This is a genomic window from Acinetobacter sp. YH12128 (genome assembly GCF_013418655.1).
Lineage (GTDB): Bacteria > Pseudomonadota > Gammaproteobacteria > Pseudomonadales > Moraxellaceae > Acinetobacter > Acinetobacter amyesii.
This window is the reverse complement of the sequence record NZ_VPBO01000010.1, coordinates 21212-45686: the sequence shown is the minus strand read 5'-3', so window position 1 is coordinate 45686 and position 24475 is coordinate 21212. Positions and strand designations below refer to the sequence as shown.

Genomic DNA, 24475 nt, shown 5'->3' with positions numbered 1-24475 from the left:
CACTTTTATTTAAATAAAGCTGCAAAATCATCACTACAAGCCTTCACCATAATAATGGCATGTTCTCGTGTTCCATCGGCATTTGGATAATAATTCTTTCGCAAATCGATTTGATGAAAATCCGCTTTTTCATATAAACGGATCGCAGGTTGATTACCTTCTCGTACTTCTAAGAAGATTTGAATGGGGTTATTTTTGAGTAAAGCAATAGATTCATCGAGCAATTGAAAACCTAAGCCTTTGCCTTGCTGGCTCGGATCGATCGCCATTAGCAATAAATTTGCTTCATCTAAAACGGGTTGTAAAATGCAAAAACCTACAACTTTTCCTTGTCGCTCAATCACCGTACTTTGATAGGCAGCAATCGATTCTTGAAATTGTTTTATGGTCCAAGGATGGCTTTGTACGCGGCGCTCGATATCGTAAACCTGCTGTACATCAGCGTCTTGCATCAAACGAATCATCTTCGTTTATCTTTCTATAGCTAGGGTATGCGCATTATAAAAAGTTTGCCTCTAAAGTTGAATAAAAAAAAGAGCGATTTACATCGCCCTTCTCAAAAAGTCACCACAGCGCTGTGATTAGAGACCCAAATATGCTTTCCACGTTTTTAACAAACCTGAAGTATCTAAATCATTCGGGTGAAAACCAGGTTTAAAATACATCAGCATTTCTTTACCCATACCAGTGATGATGCCTTTTGAAGGGCTATAACCATAGGTATAAATATCTTTTAATGCTTCAAAATTAAGCTTGTTATCTTCTTTTAATAAACGAGCAACAAAGTAGCTTTGTACGAAGAATAAAGTCACCATTGCGCCAATCAATGAGCCTGTTCGGAGTGCGTAGGCCTTAATTCCCTGACCAAAGACACCTTCAAAAACATCATAAGCCACGGCTTTATGTTCATTTTCTTCAATCGCATGCCACAACCACATATTTTTCATGGTTTCATCTGTCATTAAAGCTTGAATATGTGGGTTAACCAATAACTGTGAAGCGATGGTTGCAGTGAAATGCTCAAGTGCCGTAGTTGCGGTAAGATCTACCATTTCTTGAGTGATACCAACAGGTTTACCAATACGTGCAAAAACTTTTCGCACACCTTGGATAACTCGACCCGTTGCCTTATCAAGCGTTTCGACATCATGACCGTATTTTTGTGCAGAGGCATTGAAACCTTCATGCTCTTGCGTATGCATGGCTTCCTGACCAATGAAAGCACTAATTTCTTTTTGTAGGGCTTCATTATTTGCGATCGCGGGATGTTTACGTACTGCACGCACACTATCAATAAAGAACATTTCACCCGCGGGAAATAAAGCAGATAATGCGGTCATAAAATGTGTCAAACCAGCTGAGCCGTTCATCCAGTACTCTGGTACCGCATCAAAATCAAAATTCATGCGGCGTACAGGGAAACTTGCACCTGCTCGATTAGTAATCTTTACTTTAGCGTTCATGCCTAACTCCTTTTTGAGTTATGAAATACTCAAACTTTTATTGGTTTTCTTGAGTTCATATTACGGTTTTATTGACGCGTAATTATTTCAGTTAAGGACAGTGAATTATCACTAAAGGACAGCTTTAAAAAATATTGTCAGACAATTTCCCTATCACATTGAATAAACATAAAAAAAAGCGCCTCAAAGAGGCGCTTTTTTACACACATTTAGTGATTATGCAGTTACTTTAGAAACTACACCAGCACCAACTGTACGGCCACCTTCACGGATCGCAAAGCGTAAGCCAGCGTCCATTGCGATTGGGTGGATTAATTCTACTGACATTTCTACGTTGTCACCAGGCATAACCATTTCAACGCCTTCTTTAAGCGCGATCGCACCAGTTACGTCAGTTGTACGGAAGTAGAACTGTGGACGGTAACCGTTAAGGAATGGAGTATGACGGCCACCTTCGTCTTTAGAAAGTACGTATACTTCTGCGTCGAATTTAGTATGCGGTTTGATTGTACCTGGTTTAGCAAGTACTTGACCACGTTGAACGTCTTCACGTTTAGTACCACGTAGAAGAACACCACAGTTCTCGCCCGCACGACCTTCGTCAAGAAGTTTACGGAACATTTCTACGCCAGTTACAGTTGTTTTAACTGTATCTTTAATACCAACGATTTCAACTTCTTCGCCTACTTTCACGATACCAGTTTCAACACGGCCAGTTACTACTGTACCACGACCTGAAATTGAGAATACGTCTTCGATTGGCATAAGGAATGCTTGGTCGATAGCACGTTCTGGTTCTGGAATGTAAGAGTCAAGAGCTTCAACAAGAGCAACTACAGCATCTTCGCCGTATTGACCAGCTTCACCATTAAGCGCTGCAAGAGCAGAACCACGGATTACTGGAGTGTCGTCGCCTGGGAAGTCATAAGTAGAAAGAAGTTCACGAACTTCCATTTCTACTAATTCAAGAAGCTCTTCGTCGTCAACAAGGTCGCATTTGTTTAGGAATACAACGATGTAAGGTACACCTACCTGACGAGAAAGAAGGATGTGTTCACGAGTTTGTGGCATTGGACCATCAGTCGCAGCACATACAAGGATCGCACCATCCATTTGCGCAGCACCAGTAATCATGTTTTTAACATAATCGGCGTGACCTGGGCAGTCTACGTGAGCGTAGTGACGGATTGGAGAATCGTATTCTACGTGTGAAGTATTAATTGTAATACCACGTGCTTTTTCTTCTGGTGCAGAGTCGATTGCAGCGTAATCTTTCGCTTCACCACCGAATTTTTTTGCACATACAGTTGCAATTGCAGCTGTTAAAGTAGTTTTACCGTGGTCGACGTGACCAATTGTACCCACGTTAACGTGTGGCTTATTACGTTCGAACTTAGCCTTAGCCATGAGATCTTCCTTTTTAAACTACTCATGCAGGGATACTGCATGAGCATTTGGTTTTTAACTATGAATTAGTTTGGGCTTATAGTAATCGAAAGATTACTCGTCGTCACCTTTTTTACCGCCAGATTGGAACTTAGCGATGATGCCTTCAGCCACGTTACGTGGTGTTTCAGCGTATTTAGCGAATTCCATAGAATAAGTTGCACGACCTTGAGACATAGAACGCATATGAGTTGCGTAACCAAACATCTCAGAAAGTGGAACTTCTGCACGGATAGCTTTAGTACCACCAGGTAAATCGTCCATACCTTGAACAAGACCACGACGACGGTTTAAGTCACCCATGATATCGCCCATGTAGTCTTCTGGAGTTTCTACTTCAACTTTCATGATAGGTTCAAGCAAGATAGGATCTGCTTTCATGAAACCGTCACGGAATGCGTAAGAACCAGCCATTTTGAACGATAATTCGTCAGAGTCGACGTCATGGTAAGAACCATCGAACAATGTCGCTTTGATGCCAACAACTGGATAACCAGCTAGGACACCATTCTTCATACGTTCTTGGATACCTTTGTCAACCGCACCGAAGAATTCTTTAGGTACTACACCACCTACAACTTCTTCAGCGAACTCGTAATCTTTGCCAGCATCTTCAGCAAGTGGTTCTAAACGTACGTATACGTGACCAAACTTACCTTTACCACCAGTTTGACGTACGAACTTACCTTCTTGTTCAACTGATTTTTTGATCGTTTCACGGTAAGCTACCATTGGTTTACCAATGTTCGCTTCAACGTTAAATTCACGCTTCATACGGTCAACAATAATGTCAAGGTGAAGCTCACCCATACCAGCAATAATTGTTTGACCAGATTCTTCGTCAGTACGTACGCGGAATGAAGGGTCTTCTTTCGCCAAACGACCTAAAGCAACAGACATTTTTTCTTGGTCAGCTTTAGTTTTAGGCTCAACCGCAAGCGCAATTACTGGCTCTGGGAATTCCATACGCTCTAGTGTAATTACATTGTTTTCATCACATAATGTATCACCAGTCGTAGTATCTTTAAGACCTACACATGCTGCGATATCACCCGCACGAATTTCTTCAATATCGTGACGGTCATTTGCGTGCATCTGTACGATACGGCCAACACGTTCGCGCTTCATTTTAACTGGGTTATAGCAAGGGCTACCTGCTTTAAGCACACCAGAGTAAACACGTACGAATGTTAAGTTACCTACAAATTTGTCGTTCATGATTTTGAACGCAAGCGCAGAGAACGGAGCATCGTCAGACGCTTCACGAGAACCTTCAGTTTCGTCTTTGTCGTCAAGGATACCTTTAATCGCCTCGACATCAGTCGGCGCAGGTAAGAATTCAATTACAGCATCCAACATACGTTGAACACCTTTGTTTTTGAACGCTGAACCACATAGCATTGGTTGAATTTCATTCAACAATGTACGTGCACGTAAACCTGAAACGATTTCTTCTTTAGTTAACTCACCTTCTTCAAGGTACTTGTCCATGAGTTCTTCTGATGCTTCCGCAGCAGCTTCAACCATGTTAGTACGCCATTCGTTAGCTAGTTCAACTAATTCAGCAGGGATTTCGCCATATTCAAACTTCATACCTTGAGACGCTTCGTCCCAGATAATCGCTTTCATTTCGATTAGGTCAACAACACCCTGGAAGTTTTCTTCTGCACCGATTGGAACAACGATTGGCACTGGATTACCACCAAGACGTGTTTTAACTTGTTCAACAGCACGGAAGAAGTTCGCACCAGTACGGTCCATTTTGTTCACGAATGCAATACGTGGAACTTTATATTTATTTGCTTGACGCCATACAGTTTCAGACTGAGGTTGTACACCACCTACAGCACAGTAAACCATGCATGCACCGTCAAGAACACGCATAGAACGTTCAACTTCAATAGTGAAGTCTACGTGTCCTGGGGTATCAATTACGTTAATACGGTGCTGTTCGAATTGGTTACCCATCCCTTTCCAGAAGCATGTTACTGCCGCTGAGGTAATAGTAATACCACGTTCTTGCTCTTGTTCCATCCAGTCTGTAGTTGCAGAACCTTCGTGAGTTTCACCAAGTTTGTGACTCTCACCTGTGTAGAACAAAATACGTTCTGAAGTGGTAGTTTTACCAGCATCAATGTGCGCAGAGATACCAATGTTACGATAACGAGAAATTGGGGTTTGACGAGCCATGATTTCTAGCATTCCTAAATTTTGTTGTTTAAAACAGGACGCTTTAAGCTGCATAGCAACTTAAAGCGATTCGATGACAAAACAGTGACAACTGATTTGTCACCCTCCTGAATAGGGGCTGTTTTATCCGCTTAGAAACGGTAATGAGAGAAGGCTTTGTTGGCTTCAGCCATACGATGCACATCTTCACGTTTTTTGATCGCTGCGCCTTTACCTTCAGCTGCATCAAGCAACTCACCAGCAAGACGTAAAGCCATAGTTTTTTCAGAACGCTTAGCAGCAGCATCTACTAACCAACGCATAGCCAAGGCAGTACGACGGGATGGGCGTACTTCCATAGGCACTTGGTATGTAGCACCACCAACACGGCGTGCTTTTACTTCGACCATAGGACGAACTTTTTCAAGAGTAGTCTCGAAAAATTCAACTGGGTCTACTTTAGATTTTTCTTGAACGCGGTCTAAAGCACCGTAAACGATACTTTCAGCAATAGATTTTTTACCATCTTGCATTACGTGGTTCATGAATTTAGCGATTGTTTGGCTGCTGAACTTAGGATCCGGAAGGATTTCACGGGCAGCAACTACGCGACGTCTTGGCATTTTAATACACCTAATAAATATGACACTTCAGGTTACTCCAGCAGGTGCACAAAGTGTCATGTGCTTTCGCTGGCCTTACTATACGTCGCTTGGAATTTTCACAAAAAATGCAGAAATCAGACAAGCGAGACGATAAAGGATTGCAGTTCTAACGAACTAAGAAGTTAATCTTTTCAGATTATTTCTTAGGACGTTTAGCACCGTATTTAGAACGAGACTGGTTACGATCTTTAACACCAGCACAGTCTAAAGAACCACGAACGGTATGGTAACGTACACCCGGTAAATCTTTAACACGACCACCACGGATAAGAACAACACTGTGCTCTTGTAGGTTATGGCCTTCACCACCGATGTAGCTAGAAACTTCGAAACCTGAAGTTAAGCGAACACGGCAAACTTTACGCATTGCTGAGTTAGGTTTTTTAGGTGTAGTTGTGTAAACACGTGTACAAACACCACGACGTTGTGGACAAGCCTTCAACGCAGGAACTTTAGATTTTTCAACTAAAGTTGTACGACCCTTACGGATCAACTGATTTGTTGTTGCCATTTGGCAATTCTCCCGTTAATAAAAAGCCCCAAAAAATACTACTTTTTGAGGGCATGCAATTGTAAGCGAAGACTTAAAATTGGTCAACAATATACGATCATCGAAAACATTTATTCATCGTGATTTGCGCAATTTTTCACCCACAAATAAATAGTTTATTTTTCAGAAGAATCTGCTGATTTTTTTGTAACTTTATCTACGGCTGCTGTTTTGGCTTTACGCGGCTTAGTTTTGGGTGCAGCTTTTTCCACTGGGACATCCTCCTGCTGTACAGATTCCAACACATCAAACTCATCTTTTTCAGCTAAAGTAGGTTTTTGCGCAGCCCCGGGTGCATGAGGCTCAACAACTTTCTCCGCAAGTGCCTCCAAACCTTCTGAGACTTTTTGTTCCTGCTCTACTTCCACTTCGGCTGCATCAGAGTTTTTAACTTGTGCTTTTTTGATGACTTTTACTGCGCGGATACTCTCATGACCTGCAACATCTATGGTCTGATCTAGTACCGGCTCAGCCAAATCAATATCTTTCGCCTTAATACCTTCTAGTAATTTAGGTGTTGCTTGAGCAAGCAACTCAAGAGAACGCTCATAGGCATGTAAAGGTGACAAGCTAATATCCTGATGCTGCAAAATATATTGGCGCGCATTAGAAAAGACTTGCTGTGCCTTCTGATTCACTTCATCCACTAAACGGCGACTATACACTACACTTACACCAACACTCGCCACAGGAGATAATCGTGATAGCTGATTTAACAATGAAACTTTTGGCATTTGATTGAGCCATGCCCACTTAAACTGACCATTTTCATCTAGTACATATTTTTTCAATGCTGCTGCATCAGTATCTGAACCCACCAATTGCTGCAATTGATGTAAATCACTATTTTGTAGCGTACTACTCAGAGCTTTTATTGCCATAAGCAAAGTTTGTTTTTCTGCAATTAAACTCAAGTCGACCTGTTTAAAAATTAACTGAACAATATCTTGGTCACTTTCTTTGCTTAAGTCGAAACCATAAGAACGTCCAACTTGATAAATCACTCGCAGAGTCATAATCAGTGAAGCAGGGATATCAATACTTGAACCAATGACACCTGTCGCACCTGTTAAAGCCCCTTGAATCGAAGCAATCCATTTATTTTGCTCACCCAGAGCCTGACTAATACGACGCGAACGATCGACATCTTGTGTCAACTCTTCTAAATCACGTACCCCAGCTTCATCCAGTACAGCATCTACAGATGAAATATCCGAACTAAAATGATTAAGTCGATCAAATAAATAATCAGAAATTTTGTCACTAAATTGAGGAGCAACAAAATTAGCCACATTATTTACAGTATTAAAATGTCGACCGAATAATTGTCTAGAAACATTTGGAACGTGTTCACGTAAGATTTGCTGAGGATTATCATATTTTTTTACATCAAATACGCCCGCTTGCCTTGACTGCCCCTCCAAGGTTTGACCATTTTTTTGAGGTTGAATGACCTTAGTTACGGATTCGGGTGCGACATGATTAATGATGGACACCCCAGTAGAACTGAACTTTTTAGCCACTCCAAAGGCGTTTGAGAGTAGACCTGCCGTTGGTTTATTATTCGTTTTCACCATTCCCTACCTCATTAAAACTATTCTTGAAATTATTGATAAATACTAGGTGTAGTCAAACTTTATCACAACTTGAATATGTATCTTTAAGTTAAGTTTTTTGCTGCAAAGTTGCAAATTAGCTCAGTCAACAATAGGCATAGGATTTGCCATAAGAATTCAAAAAGCTTTCTGCTATCATTATTCCAATCAAATTATATGAGTTCGCCTATTTAGAAAGTTTCCTTCGTATACTTTCTATAGCTTGCTCACACACTACCTATAAAGGATCTGTAGATGAAACGTGTTGTAATCACTGGTATGGGCATCAACTCATGCATTGGTAATACATTAGAAGATGTCACTCATTCTTTGCAAAACGGGATTTCTGGAACACGTTTCAACCCAAGTTATGCTGAACTTAATTTTAAAAGTCATGTCAGTGCGGCTGCAGAACAAAACTTTGACGGTATTGACCGCCGTTTAAAACGCTTTATGGGCGTATGCGCAATGTATGCATACAACTCAGCTTTGGCTGCGGTAGAAAATGCAGGCTTAACAGCAGAACAAATCGGTGGTAATCCACGTTACGGTATTGCGGGTGGGTCAGGTGGTGGTTCAACTGCATCTGTTGTTGAAATGAAAGAACTTCTAGACACCAAAGGTGCACGTAAAGTTGGTCCATTCTTTGTACCACGTAATATGACCAACACCATTACTGCAAACGTGGGTGTTGCATTTAAAATGCAAGGTATTGCACACACCATTACTAGCGCATGTGCAACATCTGCAGATGCCATTGGTTATGCATACAATTTGATTCAATTAGGCAAACAAGACTTAATGCTTGCCGGTGGTGGTGAAGAAGACCATTGGTCACAAAGTCTTTTATTTGATGCAATGGGCGCACTTTGTTCAAAATATAACGACACTCCAGAGACTGCTTCACGCCCTTACTCTGCTGACCGTGACGGTTTCGTGATCGCTGGCGGCGGTGGCTTCGTTGTACTAGAGTCACTTGAACATGCTCAAGCACGTGGTGCAAACATTTTGGCTGAAGTTGTCGGCTATGCAGCAAATTCTGACGGCGCTGACATGGTTGCACCATCGGGCGAAGGTGCGACGCGTTGTATCCTTATGGCTTTAGAAGAAGCTAAACAACATGGTGTAGATACCATCGACTATGTTAATACACACGGTACATCTACTCCGGCAGGCGATGTCACTGAACTTAAAGCGATGGAGCGTGCTTTCGGTGAAGGACAAGTTCCTCCACTCAGCTCAACCAAGTCGATGACTGGTCACAGCCTGGGTGCTGCAGGTGTACAAGAAGCGATTTATTCTATTTTGATGATGCAAAATGACTTTATTGCACCAAATATCAACGTGACTGAACTTGACGAAGGTGCAAAACCTTTTGATATCGTACTTGAAAAACGTGATGCAAAATTGAATACTGTGATGAGTAACAGTTTTGGTTTTGGCGGTGTAAACGCTTGCCTCGTTTTCAAAAAATGGGAAGCATAATATAAAGTTTGCTGCTTTGGCGCTTCGGTGCCAAAGCACATACCCACCGCCCTTTTAAGGGTTAATATATGGATGCTCCATCAGATGCTTTCCTCTGGGTAAAAGCATTGCATATCATCGCAGTTGTTTGCTGGTTCGCAGCGCTATTTTATCTCCCTCGCCTTTTTGTCTACCATGCTATGAGTGAAGATGCTACCAGTCATCAGCGCTTTCAAATCATGGAACGTAAGCTATACCGCGGCATTATGTGGCCCGCTATGATTGCTACACTGATCACGGCGCACTTCCTCGTCGATTGGGGTGATGCAACTCGACACTACCATGAAGCGCTTTGGTTCTACCTAAAAGTTGGATTAGTTGGACTATTGGTGATTTATCATTTTGTATGTGGTTATTACCGTAAAAAGCTTATCGAAAATGCACATTATAAATCGCATAAGTTCTGGCGTTTTTTTAATGAAATGCCAACTTTGATTTTATTTGCGGTTGTCATTTTAGTTGTAGTGAAGCCAAGCTTCTAAACGACTGTAAAAAAGCCCCTACTCATTGGGGCTTTTTTATTTCTATACCAAAATGTTTATATACAAAAACTACAACTGCACACAGCTATCTAAAATATTCCAATTGTGTGCTCTAAATTGCTCACGCGGATACGGCACTTCAGCACACAACATCCCCTCTTTCTTAAAGAAACGTCGACCGTGGCTATTTTGACTCAACTGCGTTAAATCAATCGCACCCTGATTCAACAAATTAAAAATCATAATACGATCATTCAAAATGCGCCCTGCAAGCACAGAGCGCTCCCAAGGCACCCCCTCTATATTGGACAAAGTATTGCCCAAATAATTTTTGATATGCCAAGATGAATACTGTCCCTGTTTTTAACCACCCTGCATCCTAAACGAATCATAAGAAAGCTCAGATAGCTGTGCCGCCTCTTCATATTGCTTAAACAATTGATTTACAGTTTGATTTGGCAAATACAACCAATACATCAAGGAGGTATTCCAGCCCAATGATTGCTGCACCTGCTTCAACACCGCATATACGCCATAGGCTTCCAATTGCGCTGCTGAGCGCAAACTTAACTGACTGGCACTTAAAGGCTCTAAATAAACAACTTGTCCAGTCTTTAATTGCTCATTACGTATAATTCGAACATAACGTGCCAGCCAGCTTTGAATCAGCATCCTTTCAACCAATGAGATCGGGCGCTCAAGTATCTGCTGCAATCTGTGATATTCAGCCATATATGCATCCAGCTTATCCTCTTTATTTAACGCAATATTGATCTGATAAAGGATCGCCAACTGATTTAAATACTTAAAGTCTGGATATGCGGAATTGCTCGGCATACTTAAACTGCGGTATTGGTCTGCATGCTGCAACCATGTGTTAAAGCGCTGCAACGGCACCTTTTCTTGCTGTATCAGCGCACCGAGCACCTGATGATGCTCAACAACAAATGCGCTAGCTGCCTTAGGATCATCGACCAGCAATTGCTGAAACTCCGCAACTAAATTCGTCTGTTCTTCTGACCACTTTTCACGTGTTAGCTTCGCATTCAATGGCTGGCCCAAAACATTCTGATGCTCTTGCCCCAACAAACTAAATGCCCAATCTTGATGATAACGATAGCGCCCAACATTCAATGCCGAAAACCGATCTGCGGCATTCAGCCCAAGCAAGTTAAAATACGGCTCTTGTGTGTAATTTGAATGATAAGAAATTTCAGACTGCTGCCACTTGAGCACCCGAGGATCAATACGCTCATCCCACCGCAGCCAAAGACAAAAACACACAACAACTGCAAGCAACAGCAAGAAAATAAAGATGATTTTTTGTTTCATTGATTTCTTATTTTGAATTATTTCAGCCGCATTATATTCAACTTCACCATTCACGCATACAAAAAAAAGCCATCACAAGATGGCTTTTTTTACTTTAAACACAAATATTTATGCAGGAATACGAAGCACCTGACCTGGGAAAATGTCATCGGCATTTTTTAGCAAAGGACGGTTTGCTTCAAAAATTTTATTGTATTGATTTGCATCACCATAAAATTCTTTAGAAATCTTAGAAAGATTATCGCCTGATTTAACTGTATAAAATTTACTTTCTGGTTCTGGCGTTGCTACAGTCAACTGATCATCCACTTGCGCCACATGATCAATATTCCCTACCGCCAAGATAATCTTTTCACGATCTGCTTGGCTTTGCACCTGACCTTTCACTGTTGCTAGATCTGAAGTCCCGTTATAACTCACAGACAAGCCAGTTACAGGTAAGCCCAGTGCTTTGATATGACCCAATAACTTATTGGCAATTTCTTGTGCAGATGGTTCAGAAGGTGTTGCTGGCGCTGCCTGAGGTTCTGCAGGCGCTGTATTTTTTTTACCAATTCCTTTTACAAAATCAAAAAGACCCATGTTTTTCTCCGTTGTTTTTACTGTTTTAAATAATTTAACTATTGTTCAAACTCTATTTTTATAGCTAAAAAATAACCGCTTTTGAGTTGTTGTTGGTGACAGAAACGTAAGCTAATGTAAAAACAAAATATTCAGCATAAAAAAAGCCACCGAATGGTGGCTTTTTAAATCAGCATCGCTGAAATCTAAAATTAACCTAGTTTCTTAGAAACATAGTCAATTGCAGATTGTACAGTAGTGATTTCGTTTGAATCTTCATCAGGAATAGTGATGTCGAAATCGTTTTCGAAAGACATAACTAATTCAACTAGGTCTAGAGAGTCTGCACCTAAGTCATCCATGAAAGAAGCTTCGTTTTTGATCTCGTCTGCTTTAAGACCAAGTTGTTCAGCTACTGCTTGTTTTACGCGTTGTTCGATATCGCTCACAGGAATTCTCCTCATTGCTTGTGGCGTTTTTAATGCCGTTAGTTTAATTGAATCTAAATCGTTTTGAAAGTTTATACTTGAGCGCTTAGCTCATGTATAAACCACCATTTACATGTAATACAGTTCCGGTAATGTAACTTGCCTTTTCAGAAGCAAGAAAACTTACGGCATTTGCGATATCTTGCGGCTCACCTAAACGGTTTAAAGCCACTTGATCACTCATCTTTTTACGAATTTCTTCGCTTAACTGTTCTGTCATTTCTGTTGCAATAAAGCCCGGAGCCACTGCATTCACAGTGATTTGGCGGCTTCCCATCTCTTTTGCAAGGCTGCGACCAAAGGCCTCAATCCCTGCTTTTGCAGCAGAATAGTTTGCTTGTCCTGGGTTAGCAAAATGTGCAACCACAGAACTAATATTAATAATTCGTCCAAAACGTGCTTTGGTCATGCCCTTTAAAACACGTTTAGAAAGTCGATAAACGGCTTTCAAATGAATGTTGAGAATGTCATCCCAATCATCTTCTGACATACGAAGTAACAAATTATCTTTGGTAATACCCGCATTGTTCACTAAAACCAATACAGAACCAAAGTTTTGCTCAATGTCTGATACCAATGCATCGATTGCAGTTGCATCACGTACATCTAGAACTTTACCCGCACCATTTTCAGCAAAAGCAGCAGATAATTTTTCCGCACCCGCTTCTGAAGTTGCAGTACCTACAACAAAATAACCGTCTTGAATCAATTGCTGAGCAATTGCTGCTCCAATCCCTCGGCTCGCACCTGTTACTAAAGCAACTTTGCGTTCTTGTGTCATGCAATTTTCCCTTCTGCCACTAAAATGGCATTCAGTGCATCTTCCATACGACCTTTCGTGTCGAGTGGGAATGCTTTTTCAATATTTGGCAAACGTTTTGCGAGATTCGCAAGGACATTACCCGGACCACATTCAGCAATGTACTGAATACCTTGGTCTTGCAAATACTGCATGGTCTTTGTCCACTGTACAGATTGGTATAACTGTGCAGTTAACGCCTGACGTAATTGCGCTACATCAGTCGCGATTTCAGCGCCTACATTTTGTATTACAGGTATAGTAGGCAGCTCAATGGCAGTTTGTTCCAATGCTGTCGCAAACTGTTCAGCAGCAGGTTTCATCAATGCACAATGCGATGGCACAGAAACCGGAAGTGCAATTGCCTTACCGCCATTTTCCTTAGCAGCAGCCATAACCGCTTCAACCATGGCTTTATCACCCGCAATGACAACTTGACCTTGTGCATTGTAGTTTGCAGCATCTACTGAACCTGGGCCTTCTGCTTGAGCACAAAGTTCAATGACTTTGGCATCATCTAGACCCAAAATTGCCGCCATTGCACCTTGACCTTCAGGTACAGCACTTTGCATCAACTGACCACGTAGGTTCACCAGTTTAACGGCATCACCTAGGCTCATCGCTCCCGCAGCAACCAAGGCGCTGTATTCACCTAATGAGTGACCTGCAAGGTATTTCGGTGCAACACCACCTAACTCTAACCACACACGCCATAAAGCAATACTGGCAGTCAGTAGTACAGGTTGAGTAAATTCTGTTTGGTTTAACCCTTCACCACTTTGCGCAATTTGCCAAAGATCAAAGCCAACTACTTCTGATGCTTCTGCAAATGTTGCTTGCACACTACTAAACTGTTCTGCAAGTTCAGCGAGCATGCCGACTTTCTGTGACCCTTGACCCGGGAACACGAATGCAGTTTTAGTAGCTTGAGCTGCTTGCTCGAGTTGTTTAGCAGACATAAAAAAATCCTTTATCAAGACTGGTGAATTTATGCTATTTGGACATTTATTCAACACAATCCCATGTAAGCTTGTTTCAGGGACGGAAATTTAACACTTAATTTTTGTCTTGGTAATTGCCAAATGCAACAAAAAATCGGTACAAAAAAAGGGAGCTTAACGCTCCCATTTTTTCTACTAAGCTTGACGCTTAATACATCACCAATTATTCAGCAGATGCTTTAGCGAATAATTGACGACCACGGTAGATACCATCTTTAGATACGTGGTGACGACGGTGAGTCTCGCCAGTAGCTTGGTCTACAGTTAATGCATTCTCGGTTAAAGCGTCATGTGAACGGCGCATGTCACGGCGAGAGCGACTTTTACGGTTTTGCTGAACGGCCATGATGGCTCCTTACAAAGATCGAAAAAATGGATCAGAACAAATTCGATTGTCTTATACTTAAGAGTATAACACAAAAATTAGTTAAGTTTACCCTTCAAACCTGCCAAAACATCAAACGGGTTGTCCCGTTTTTCTTCAACAAGCTCTTCAGCGGCAGGTTGATGCTTATGTTCACAAGCGTCATGCTTAGGTGACAAAGGCATCAACAATAACAATTCATCCTCTATCAGTGAGAGTAAATCAGCAGTCGCAGGTGCATCATATGAACCTTTGGTTGTTGCTTCACTTTCACCTAAAACGATGAAATCAGCATCCTCATCCAAGCGCTCTATCAGTGACTCGTCATCTACAAGAGCTAGATGAAAACTTAAAACAAGTGGAATCTCAACAGTATCCAGACAACGCTGGCATTCCATTGGAACATTTGTTTCAACATGACCATCTAGCCATACAATGCGATGATAAGCATCCATTGATAGCTTACAGTCTATGTTAATCAATTGATCATCAATTGATCCAACAGCTTCACGAGCAATACGAACAAAGCGAGATAATGGCAGTGTTCCTGACCATTTAAAGCCTTGTTCAGCCCATTTAAACGGCTCAATCTGTGCCGGAAAGGTATTTGCTGACATAATTAAGGCGGCAATTCTACAAATTCATCAGTACTCTGTCAAAGATTAAGATACAATTTTGTACTTATTTAGACAGACCATTTGGGTAACTTAAGTTATGCATCTGTTGCAGCCGCAAACAGAAGTGAATGTTTCATCACTTATGAGCACAATTTCAACGCTTGATTCTGACATTTCAGCCGACCAAGTGCAACTCTCGGCTTGGGAGAAACTTTCCACAGAAACAGAACACGTCGATTGGCTCATCTTACACTTTAATCATTGGTTTTCCCACCTGAATGTGAGCTTAGTGAAAGGTGACTTTGAGCCCGAGTACTTTCCTGCTGATTCAAACGGCCCTGCCCGTATTCAATTTGCTCATGGTTATTTCAATAGCGCTTTGCATGAAATTAGCCATTGGACTATTGCTGGCGAGCAACGCCGTTTACTTCCTGATTTAGGCTATTGGTATGCACCAGATGGTCGCAGCAAAGAGCAACAAGCCCTCTTTGAACAGGTAGAAATTAAGCCCCAAGCGATCGAATGGTTATTTGCCAAAGCCTTTGGACGTAAGTTTCGTGTATCACTCGATAACCTCACTGGTGAAGGAGGAGATGGCAGCAGCTTTAAAGATAATGTCTATGCACAATTACAGGCTTATTTTAAAGGTGAAGCCAAACTTCCACGCGATGCTTGGCGCTTTATCCAATGCATTTGCCACTGTACACGTGCTGGCAAAATGTTACAGGCGAATGAATTTCAACGTGAAATGCTTGATTAAATTATACAATTTGACTGCATTTCACGTTGCACAAAGCGAATAGACCGCGACATAATGTCTAGAGCTTTTAATAATAAGAGGAAAACGACATGTTGCATTTAAGAATACATCCGGAAAATCCTCAGCCCCGTTTAATTACGCAAGCCGTTGAACGGATTCGTGCCGGCGATGTGGTGGTTTATCCTACAGATGCCGCCTATGCCATCGGTTGCCAAATTGGGAACAAAAATGCCATGGAACGCATTGCCCAAATTCGTCAGCTCGATGCTAAACATCAATATGCGATTATTTGTGCAGATTTATCTGACATTGCCACTTATGCCAAAGTCGATAATGCCATGTATCGTTTATTGAAAAATAACACCCCTGCGGTCACTACCTTTATTTTGCCTGCGACCAGTGAAGTTCCTCGCCGTTTAATGCATCCTAAAAAGAAAACCATTGGACTACGCATTCCGAGCAACCCGATTTGCCAATTATTACTCAAAGAACTCGGTGAGCCTTTATTAACATCGACCTTAATTTTACCTGGCCAAAAAGAACCGATTGATGATCCTTATGAAATTGAACTGCAAATCGGCAAACGAATAGATGTATTAATTGATGGCGGTTTAGGTACTTTAAATACCACTAGCGTTGTAAACCTTGCAGGTGAATACCCTGAAGTGATTCGCCGTGGTGTCGGTGATGTCAGTGCCTTTGAATAGCATGTACTGTTAAATACATGCTGTTACCGATCAGAGGCACAGCATGTAAAGGTCATCTGCTCAAAGCGCGGTTAAATTACCTTTCGATAAAGGAATCGACCTGATGACTTTATTTCAGATTTTACTAAAGCTGCAAAATGCGACAGACCTCAGTGTCTCCGAGCAAAGCAGTCTCAATCATTTTGCTATATATGCCACTGAGCCTTGGACTTTAGAATCCACGGCTCAACTAAGGGCAGCATCTGATAAAAATTTAATTTCACCAATAGCGACAACACCGCCGCAGGCTTTTTCTTACTTTCTGCATGCATCAACGGTCAAATCGCTGTTTAAACGTAGAGCTAATCAAAATCTCTGCTCGCAAGCGCAGTGCCAACTCATCATCGAATTTGCACTTGAGCAAAGAGTCTTACCAACATACTCACAGCCTTGATAATTAGCTTTCGCTCAAACGCAATAAAGCTGCATAAATTCCTTTAAATGAATTTTCTGCTCTCCCTGCTCATCAAAATTATTTGTATCGAGCCAAGCTACGTAAGCTTGATACAACATTGGCCAATCCTGATCTAACATCGCAAACCAAGCAGTATCACGATTACGACCTTTCACTATCACATGTTGACGAAACAACCCTTCAAATTGAAAGCCAAAACGCAAAGCAGCATTTTTCGAAGGCGTGTTCAAGTCATCACACTTCCACTCCACCCGTCGATAACCTGCTGCAAAGCATGCTTTTAACAATAGATAAATGGTTTCTGTTGCTGCGGTTGATTGCTTCATTAAACTTGAAAAATAGACATTACCAATTTCGATGACAGCATGTGCTGGGCGCACATTAAGCAAACCAACCCATCCTACAATGGCATCACCAACCTCAATGACATAATGTATCGAACCGGCAAAATGAAAGGATTGCTGAAAATAATCACGCAATTGCTGCATGCTTTGAATTTGAGAATAAGGCAAATACGTCCAACAACTTTCATCAGGTTCTTGTTGTACTGTCTGCCATAGCCGCTGTAAAAGACTAACATCAAGCTGATCGGGCAACATCGGAATAAGTCGAACAGATTGCCCCTCTTCGGCTTTATACCTGAACTGGCTAGGTTCAAACTGCGCCAACGTCATCCCTACGGCCTGACCCCATTGATTATATTGTTGTGGCATAGCTAATATTCTTTTAGTCAATTCATTCAAATCATTTCATGAAGGATGCCCATCATCCAGACATCACAGCTTAAATGAGTTCACGGATTGATGAGTGTATTTTTTATAATTAACACAAGATGTGATCGATATCACAGCTTTAAAATTTTACGTGTGTATAAATAAAGCCTATTCCCTATAAATTTTAAGTTTTTTACCCAATTCAACCGTTCAGTAATTTCTTTAAACGCATTTTTCCATTACACTATTCCCTATAACTTTTGTGCTTTTACTTTCGATGTGAGATCGAAGCGAAAGCTGTCTGCATGCCTTTGAAAATTCGCGTGGCCTATAATTGCAATGAACCAAACTGTCCATAATTCTATGGAAGATGCTCCACACATTCGCGTTTTGGATGAGTGGCAAGAAGCTATTCCAGAAGATTTGTACATTCCACCCGCTGCATTTGAAATTCTATTAGAGCATTTCGAAGGACCACTCGACTTTCTGATTTACCTGATTCAAAAAAATGGCTTCGACTTATTACAAGTCGATATTGCCCCGATTGCATCCCAATATTTGTCCTATATGGATGCAATGAAATCGCTAGATATTGAATTAACCGCAGACTATATGGTGATGGCAGCCCTATTGGCCGATTTAAAATCGCGTCTATTATTGCCAAAACCTAAATCGACCGCAGCACATGAACAAGATCCTAAACAAGAATTAATTGACCGTTTAGAAACGTATTTGCGCATCAAACAAGCTGCGGAAAGATTAGGTCAAATGTCGGTATTGGATCGAGATACTTTCGATACCAATGTCAGTTTAGGAACGATTGTCGAAACCAATGATGGCTATGACATTCAATTACTTCGTGATGCCATACTCTGTGTTTTTAATCGACCAGAACCAGTTACCCACCAAATTTTGCAAGAGCCTGTCTTACTCGAAGAACGTATTGCTTATATTGAAACTAAGCTTGAGTCAGGTGAAGTATTAGACTTTGCGGACTTACTCAAACCAAGCCAAGGCCGCATGGGTGTTGTCGTGACATTTATGGCCGTGTTGGAACTGACACGCCAACAAAAAGTTCAAATTGTCGCATCAGGTGTAGAAGCACCGCTTGCAATTCAGGGAGCACGTGCATGAACACTGAACTTAAACAAATGACTGCGGTGACTTCAGAAGATAATCTGCATGAAATTTTGATGCAGCTTGAAGCCATTATTTTTGCCAGTGAAGCGGCAGTGAGTATTGCCCGTTTAAAAGAGGCTTTCCAAGACCGTTTCAGTAAAACTGAATTACGCCAATATTTGCAGCAGCTTTCAATGCTGCAACACGGCAGATCAATTGAACTTGTTGAAACCGCTCAAGGTTTCCGTTTTCAAGTACGTGCAAAATATCGTAATATTATTGCACAGACCTGGCCTGAACGACCAACTCGTTTATCGCCATCCTTGCTCGAAACTCTTTCTGTCATTGCTTACCATCAACCGGTAACCCGCGCAGATATTGAGCAAATCCGCGGGGTGACCAACAATAGTCAAATTTTACGTACGTTATTTGACTGGAACTGGATTAAAGAATCTGGTTTTCGTGAACTCCCAGGACGACCCGCGTTGTTAGTTACAACGCCTCAATTTTTAAATGCTTTTGGTCTAACCTCATTGGGCCAATTGCCTCCCCTGCAGGATGCCAAGGAAGCTTTTATGGCCCTCGATGCGAATGCACCGAAGTCATAAATAGGTGAACTGTTGATGATAATTTCTAAGGTTATGCTGTCATGAGTGAAAAATTGCAAAAGGTGCTCGCACGCGTTGGTTTGGGTTCTCGCCGTTATATGGAAGAAGTCATTGCCGCTGGTCGTGTGAGCGTAAATGGGCAAATTGCCCAAGTGGGTGAACGTATTGAACCAGGTGATGAGCTTCGCATCGATGGTCGTAAAGTTCAGTTCCAAATTGAAGACGAAATTCGTCGCCGTGTGTTGATTTACTATAAACCAGAAGGCGAAATTTGTTCACGCAATGACCCTGAAAACCGTCCAACGGTATTTGAACAATTACCTCAAATTACCGGCGATCGTTGGGTAATGGTGGGTCGTCTAGATATTAACTCTACAGGTCTATTGCTGTTCACGAATGACGGTGAACTGGCGAACCGTTTAATGCACCCTTCTAGCGAAATCGAACGTGAATATGCCGTTCGTGTCATGGGTGAAGTCACTCCTCAATTAAAAAACAACATGTTACAAGGTGTTGTTTTAGATGATGGTCCAGCAAAATTTGAGTCATTCTCTGAAATTGGTGGTGACGGTATTAACCGTTGGTATCAAGTGGTCGTAAAAGAAGGTCGTAACCGCGAAGTTCGTCGTATTTTCGAGTCTCAAGGCTTAAAAGTGAGCCGTCTTTTACGTACACGTTATGGTTCAGTAATTCTGCCACGCGAACTACGTACTGGTCGCTGGATCGAGCTAGATAAACAAGATATCGACAACTTGACCAAGTCGGTTGAGCTTAAACCACGTCAAGGTACTGGCCTGTTTGGTATGGCTAAACGTCGTACTGAACGTATGCAAGACAAACCAATGGCAGCACGTCGTGGTGGTTACTTACGCCAACAACGTCGTGACAGTGACGAAAACCTGCCACAACAAAGCAATGGTTATCAAGACAACCGTGGCGAACGTCGTACTGGTCGTACTGAAGGTGGTTTCCAAGGCAATGGATTTAATCGTTCAGAGCGTCGCAACGAAGGGTTCAACAATAACCGTAATGATCGCAACAGTGAAAACTTCGGTAACCGTGAACGTCGTAACGACAATTATGGCAATCGTGAGCGTCGTAATGACTCTGTGCCAAGTCGTGCATTTAGCGGAAACAACAAAGGCTTTAAGAAATTTTAATTTCTTAAGCATAAAAAACCGCTCATTTGAGCGGTTTTTTTATACCAATACTAAATAAATTGTTCAGTGGTTTGTGGAATCGCACTCAGCAAACGCTTGGTATATTCATGCTGAGGTGATCGATACAACTCATCCGAGTTTGCAATTTCAACAATATCACCATGGTTCATCACCATGATTTGATCAGAAATATATTTCACCACAGATAAATCATGTGAAATAAAGATATAGCTCAAACCAAATTCATCTTGTAAATCTTGCAATAAATTCAGAACTTGGGCTTGAACCGAAACATCTAATGCAGACACAGACTCATCACAGATCAAAATTTCTGGCTTTAAGGTCAAGCATCGTGCAATGGCAATACGTTGACGCTGACCACCAGAAAACTCATGTGGATAGCGATAAAATGCTTGGGCTGGCAAACTGACACGCTCTAGTAAATCAAACGCCATTTGCTCTCGTTCTGCATCATCCTTCCCTATCTGATGCACTTGCATCGGCTCCATCAGAATTTGACCCACCGTAAAACGTGGATTAAGCGAAGCATATGGGTTTTGGAAAATGATCTGTATTTTGCGCTGATATTGGGTAAATTCTTTTTCGCTCATCGCCAAAATATCATGACCTTCAAACAGCGCCTGACCACCTGTCGCTTCCTGTAGACGCATCAGTAAAAGGCCGATTGTGGTTTTACCTGAGCCAGATTCTCCAACCAACCCGAGCGTTTTACCTTTCGCCAGTTGAAACGAGACACCTTTGACCGCCTGATATTCATCCTTACCAAATAAACCCTTGCGGCTATAAAACGATTTTTTCAGGTCTTTGACATCTAAGATAATCTGTTCATTACCTGTGAGACCACGCGTTCGTTGTCTACGGGTTTCTTCTGATAAATGCACATCCTCAATCAGCTCATCACCATTTTGACGCATAAAATCACTGATCATCGGTAATTTATAAGGACGTTCTGACATCTGCGGACGGCATTTGAGCAAAGCTCGAGTGTAGATATCTTTAGGATGATCCAACACTTCATTGACCAAGCCTTGTTCACGGATTTCTCCATGACGCATGACAATCACCTGATCGGCAATTTCGCTTACCAATGCTAAATCATGTGTAATGAACAGCATCGACATCTCACGTTTCTTTTGCAAGGCTTCGAGTAAATCTAAAATTTGCTTTTGAATCGTCACATCAAGTGCTGTGGTTGGCTCATCTGCAATCAATAACTTCGGCTCACATGCAATTGCCATAGCAATCATGACCCGCTGTTGTTGGCCACCTGACATTTGGCTAGGATAGGCATCAATTTTCGTTTCAGGAGAAGGAATACCCACTTCCTTCAATAATTCCAAAGTCCGTGCTCTTGCCTGCTTACGTCCCATACCTAGATGAAGTCGTAATACTTCTGCAATTTGATCACCCACCGTAAAGACAGGATTGAGTGACGACATCGGTTCCTGAAAAATCATCGCAATATCTTTACCGCAGATATTGCGCATTTCTCTTGGTGACAGACTCAGTAAATCCCGCCCTTCAAAAACTATTTTACTGCTCGTATCTATACGGCTTTGATCACGTGGCAACAGCCCCATGGTTGCCAACGAGGTCACCGACTTGCCACTGCCAGATTCTCCCACAAGCGCCACAGTTGTATTGGCAGGAATGTCAAAAGATATTCCTTTGACCGTTTCGATATAACTTTTATCTTCGGCTTTAAAGCTCACTTTCAGGTTTTGAACACTGAGGAGCGTTGGTTTAACAGTTTGATTTTGTTCCGTCATCCTTTACTCCTCCTTATTTCAATTTTGGATCTAATGCATCACGCAATGCATCAGTAAACATTGAAAATGCCGTAACCAAAACCGCCATCGCTACAGATGCTGCGATAAGTTGCCACCATTTACCTAAAATCAATTCACTTTGTGCTTCATTAAGCATGCTGCCCCATGACACAACCCCAACAGGAACGCCAAACCCCAAGAAGCTCAAAATCACTTCTGACTTAATAAAGGCCACCACTAAAATCGAAATTTGCACCAATGCAATATGACTGACGTTCGGAAAGATATGCACAAAGATGCGTCGAAAATGACTCACCCCTATCGCTTTGGCAGCGAGCACATATTCACGCGAAGTATGTTTCATATACTCTGCACGAATCAGACGATACACCCCCGTCCACCCAGTAAGTCCTAGAATGAGGACAATCGATAAGATCCCCTTTTGCTGTAGTACAGCTGCAATCGCAAGAACCAAGAGCAAATACGGAATCGAGGTAAAAATGTTATAGAACCAGTTTAAAATATCATCGACCCAACCACCGAAATAGCCAGAAATTGCCCCTAAAATTGTCCCAATCACGACAGCAAGTAATGCAGCTACCACGCCAACAATAATAGATGTTTCAGCACCTTTAATGGTTTTTTGCAGGACATCCTGCCCCCATTTATCCGCACCAAACGGTAAAGTTTGTTTTAGCTCGCTTTGTTGATCTAACAAATGGCCACCCAATTGCTGATCAATCGCTTTCATATCTTCTGCTAGTGGATCGACAACTCCATAGTAGTCAATTGCATTGGCACCACCTTGCTCAGTCGCAATCTCTGCATTCAGTTCAGCAATTACATCTTTTAAAGGATCAACAGGATTTTCAGGCAATGCCATATCTTCTGCTGATGCTTTGGTTTTGGCTGTTTCATTGAGTTCCGCCCCAATAAAACTTGGAGGTGCATAACTAACAGCCACTTCTTTATTCCAATTGGATGCAACCATGCCTGTCATCGACAATAACAACACCACGAAATAGCACAGTACAACGAACAACGACACCATCGCTAATTTATCGGCCTTTAGGCGTCGCATCGCCAACTTCCACAAGCCAGTCGATGCAGGTGTTGATGCCGTTGCTTTGGTCTTATTGAATATTCCTAGCATAGGCCACCTACTTCAACTGAACGCGAGGATCGACAAGTTTATAAATCAAATCCGCGATTAAGTTAAAAATCATTGTAGCCGCTGCAACGTAGACTGTAATCGCCTTAATGACAGGGAAGTCACTGCGTTCAACAGCAATAATGACTTCACGACCAATACCCGGAATACCAAAGAATCGTTCAATCAGGAAAGCGCCTATCAGCAGTGCCGGTAGACTCGACATGACATCGGTAATAATTGGAATTGAGGCGTTACGCAGTACATGTACACCTAAAATACGGCTTTCACCCACACCTTTTGCGCGCGCAGTTCGAACATAGTCTTGATTGACTTCATCCAATACAAAACTGCGGTATAAGCGCAAAGTTGGCGCAATACTCACCACCAACATAATTAATATAGGCAGTAAACCGTATTTAAATAAGTTTTCGCTAAAGTGATCACTCCAGCCTTGAACCGGAAACCAACTCAACTGATATGCAAATACGTATTGGAAAACAATAATGTAAACCAAAATACTGATCGACATACCAATCGTACAAAGCATCATAATCATACGATCGGTTAATGTGCCACGAACTGAAGCCACAGCAAGTGCCAAACCAATTGAAATGATCGTTTGCAAAATAGTTAAAGGAATTAAAATCGTCAGTGACGGTCCTAGACGGGTCAAAATAATATCTGACACCGACTCACCTGTACTCCAACTCATTCCATAATCAAAAGTTAAAATCTGCTTAATGAAAATCCACAATTGTACATAATAGGGTTGATCAACCCCCAACTGTTGACGGATGTTTTCAATTTGCTCTGGGTTCGACATTTTGCCTGCTAGAATATATGCAGGGTCCCCACCTACCCAGTTAAATAAGAAGAATATGAGCAGAACAACCCCCAACATCGTTGGGATCATCTGCCATATACGCCGTATGATATATGCCAGCATAAAGTTGTC

At 41.8% G+C, this 24475-nt stretch carries 27 protein-coding genes; 8 read left to right on the top strand and 19 right to left on the bottom strand.

The genetic code is table 11. The features are described 5' to 3' along the window. Window positions 1-5 precede the first annotated feature (5 nt). From rimI to FTU64_RS07095, 7 genes are all read right to left on the bottom strand, one after another. A complete protein-coding gene (gene rimI, locus FTU64_RS07125; protein WP_180059480.1) occupies window positions 6-464 on the bottom strand; it encodes a ribosomal protein S18-alanine N-acetyltransferase in 459 nt (152 codons plus the stop codon). A gap of 117 nt (window positions 465-581) precedes the next feature. After that, entirely contained in the window at window positions 582-1463 is an 882-nt protein-coding gene (locus FTU64_RS07120; RefSeq protein ID WP_078193116.1) for a metal-dependent hydrolase, read from the bottom strand. Window positions 1464-1679: 216 nt separating this feature from the next. Next, window positions 1680-2870: an elongation factor Tu gene (gene tuf / locus FTU64_RS07115; protein WP_180002848.1), complete on the bottom strand. Its 1191-nt coding sequence runs from the start codon at window positions 2868-2870 to the stop codon at window positions 1680-1682. A 93-nt stretch (window positions 2871-2963) separates the two neighbouring features. Then, window positions 2964-5099 carry an elongation factor G gene (gene fusA, locus FTU64_RS07110; RefSeq protein ID WP_180004228.1) on the bottom strand — a complete coding sequence of 712 codons (2136 nt, stop codon included), beginning with the start codon at window positions 5097-5099 and terminating at the stop codon, window positions 2964-2966. 131 nt (window positions 5100-5230) lie between these two features. Next, entirely contained in the window at window positions 5231-5701 is a 471-nt protein-coding gene (gene rpsG, locus FTU64_RS07105; RefSeq protein ID WP_005011815.1) for a 30S ribosomal protein S7, read from the bottom strand. Window positions 5702-5879: 178 nt separating this feature from the next. Next, on the bottom strand, window positions 5880-6254 hold the full coding sequence (rpsL, locus tag FTU64_RS07100) for a 30S ribosomal protein S12 (RefSeq protein WP_000246374.1): 375 nt from the start codon (window positions 6252-6254) through the stop codon (window positions 5880-5882). Between the two features lie 155 nt (window positions 6255-6409). Continuing rightward, on the bottom strand, window positions 6410-7870 hold the full coding sequence (locus tag FTU64_RS07095) for an EcsC family protein (protein ID WP_180059479.1): 1461 nt from the start codon (window positions 7868-7870) through the stop codon (window positions 6410-6412). Between the two features lie 273 nt (window positions 7871-8143). Here FTU64_RS07095 and FTU64_RS07090 point away from each other — a divergent pair, with 273 nt between their 5' ends. Then, window positions 8144-9373, top strand: a complete 1230-nt coding sequence (locus FTU64_RS07090) for a beta-ketoacyl synthase N-terminal-like domain-containing protein (RefSeq protein WP_111885033.1) — start codon at window positions 8144-8146, stop codon at window positions 9371-9373. Window positions 9374-9441: 68 nt separating this feature from the next. Next, window positions 9442-9894, top strand: a complete 453-nt coding sequence (hemJ, locus tag FTU64_RS07085; protein ID WP_180059478.1) for a protoporphyrinogen oxidase HemJ — start codon at window positions 9442-9444, stop codon at window positions 9892-9894. Between the two features lie 69 nt (window positions 9895-9963). Here hemJ and FTU64_RS07080 read toward each other — a convergent pair whose 3' ends face one another. The 8 genes from FTU64_RS07080 to FTU64_RS07045 form a co-directional block, all read right to left on the bottom strand. Then, on the bottom strand, window positions 9964-10206 hold the full coding sequence (locus FTU64_RS07080) for a hypothetical protein (protein ID WP_180059477.1): 243 nt from the start codon (window positions 10204-10206) through the stop codon (window positions 9964-9966). A 51-nt stretch (window positions 10207-10257) separates the two neighbouring features. After that, window positions 10258-11226, bottom strand: coding sequence for a hypothetical protein (locus FTU64_RS07075; protein WP_180059476.1), 969 nt, complete (start codon window positions 11224-11226; stop codon window positions 10258-10260). A 108-nt stretch (window positions 11227-11334) separates the two neighbouring features. Further along, complete coding sequence (lysM, locus tag FTU64_RS07070) at window positions 11335-11808, bottom strand: peptidoglycan-binding protein LysM (RefSeq protein WP_180008199.1); 474 nt, start codon at window positions 11806-11808, stop codon at window positions 11335-11337. Window positions 11809-11999: 191 nt separating this feature from the next. Then, window positions 12000-12236, bottom strand: coding sequence for an acyl carrier protein (gene acpP, locus FTU64_RS07065; protein WP_078190054.1), 237 nt, complete (start codon window positions 12234-12236; stop codon window positions 12000-12002). An 85-nt stretch (window positions 12237-12321) separates the two neighbouring features. After that, a complete protein-coding gene (fabG, locus tag FTU64_RS07060; protein WP_078190055.1) occupies window positions 12322-13056 on the bottom strand; it encodes a 3-oxoacyl-ACP reductase FabG in 735 nt (244 codons plus the stop codon). Continuing rightward, window positions 13053-14033: an ACP S-malonyltransferase gene (gene fabD / locus FTU64_RS07055; RefSeq protein WP_180059475.1), complete on the bottom strand. Its 981-nt coding sequence runs from the start codon at window positions 14031-14033 to the stop codon at window positions 13053-13055. Before fabD ends, fabG begins: the two co-directional genes overlap by 4 nt. A 205-nt stretch (window positions 14034-14238) precedes the next feature. Further along, window positions 14239-14421, bottom strand: coding sequence for a 50S ribosomal protein L32 (gene rpmF, locus FTU64_RS07050; RefSeq protein WP_004279227.1), 183 nt, complete (start codon window positions 14419-14421; stop codon window positions 14239-14241). 77 nt (window positions 14422-14498) lie between these two features. After that, a complete protein-coding gene (locus FTU64_RS07045; protein ID WP_078190057.1) occupies window positions 14499-15056 on the bottom strand; it encodes a DUF177 domain-containing protein in 558 nt (185 codons plus the stop codon). Window positions 15057-15153: 97 nt separating this feature from the next. Between FTU64_RS07045 and FTU64_RS07040 the strand changes: the two genes are divergently transcribed. The 3 genes from FTU64_RS07040 to FTU64_RS07030 all read left to right on the top strand — a co-directional run bounded on the left by FTU64_RS07040 (window position 15154) and on the right by FTU64_RS07030 (window position 16956). Continuing rightward, window positions 15154-15816, top strand: coding sequence for an elongation factor P hydroxylase (locus tag FTU64_RS07040; RefSeq protein ID WP_180059474.1), 663 nt, complete (start codon window positions 15154-15156; stop codon window positions 15814-15816). Window positions 15817-15905: 89 nt separating this feature from the next. Next, the gene (locus FTU64_RS07035) at window positions 15906-16523 is read left to right on the top strand and encodes an L-threonylcarbamoyladenylate synthase (RefSeq protein WP_078190059.1); all 618 of its coding nucleotides are present in this window, start codon (window positions 15906-15908) and stop codon (window positions 16521-16523) included. Between the two features lie 103 nt (window positions 16524-16626). Continuing rightward, window positions 16627-16956: a hypothetical protein gene (locus FTU64_RS07030; RefSeq protein WP_180059473.1), complete on the top strand. Its 330-nt coding sequence runs from the start codon at window positions 16627-16629 to the stop codon at window positions 16954-16956. 14 nt (window positions 16957-16970) lie between these two features. Here FTU64_RS07030 and FTU64_RS07025 read toward each other — a convergent pair whose 3' ends face one another. Then, window positions 16971-17690: a GNAT family N-acetyltransferase gene (locus tag FTU64_RS07025; protein WP_180059472.1), complete on the bottom strand. Its 720-nt coding sequence runs from the start codon at window positions 17688-17690 to the stop codon at window positions 16971-16973. A 339-nt stretch (window positions 17691-18029) separates the two neighbouring features. Between FTU64_RS07025 and FTU64_RS07020 the strand changes: the two genes are divergently transcribed. From FTU64_RS07020 to rluB, 3 genes are read left to right on the top strand one after another with little or no spacing between them, the layout of a single operon-like run. Then, window positions 18030-18824: a ScpA family protein gene (locus tag FTU64_RS07020; RefSeq protein ID WP_078190062.1), complete on the top strand. Its 795-nt coding sequence runs from the start codon at window positions 18030-18032 to the stop codon at window positions 18822-18824. After that, entirely contained in the window at window positions 18821-19417 is a 597-nt protein-coding gene (gene scpB / locus FTU64_RS07015) for an SMC-Scp complex subunit ScpB (protein WP_168379583.1), read from the top strand. Before FTU64_RS07020 ends, scpB begins: the two co-directional genes overlap by 4 nt. A 41-nt stretch (window positions 19418-19458) precedes the next feature. Beyond that, window positions 19459-20577 (top strand): 23S rRNA pseudouridine(2605) synthase RluB, encoded by a 1119-nt coding sequence (gene rluB, locus FTU64_RS07010; protein ID WP_180059471.1) that lies wholly within the window; start codon window positions 19459-19461, stop codon window positions 20575-20577. 50 nt (window positions 20578-20627) lie between these two features. Here the strand turns inward: rluB and FTU64_RS07005 are convergent, their stop codons facing one another. From FTU64_RS07005 to FTU64_RS06995, 3 genes are read right to left on the bottom strand one after another with little or no spacing between them, the layout of a single operon-like run. Beyond that, window positions 20628-22367, bottom strand: a complete 1740-nt coding sequence (locus tag FTU64_RS07005) for an ABC transporter ATP-binding protein (protein ID WP_180059470.1) — start codon at window positions 22365-22367, stop codon at window positions 20628-20630. Window positions 22368-22380: 13 nt separating this feature from the next. After that, complete coding sequence (locus tag FTU64_RS07000) at window positions 22381-23520, bottom strand: ABC transporter permease (protein WP_078194230.1); 1140 nt, start codon at window positions 23518-23520, stop codon at window positions 22381-22383. A gap of 7 nt (window positions 23521-23527) precedes the next feature. Next, the gene (locus FTU64_RS06995) at window positions 23528-24466 is read right to left on the bottom strand and encodes an ABC transporter permease (RefSeq protein ID WP_078190067.1); all 939 of its coding nucleotides are present in this window, start codon (window positions 24464-24466) and stop codon (window positions 23528-23530) included. Window positions 24467-24475: the final 9 nt, after the last annotated feature.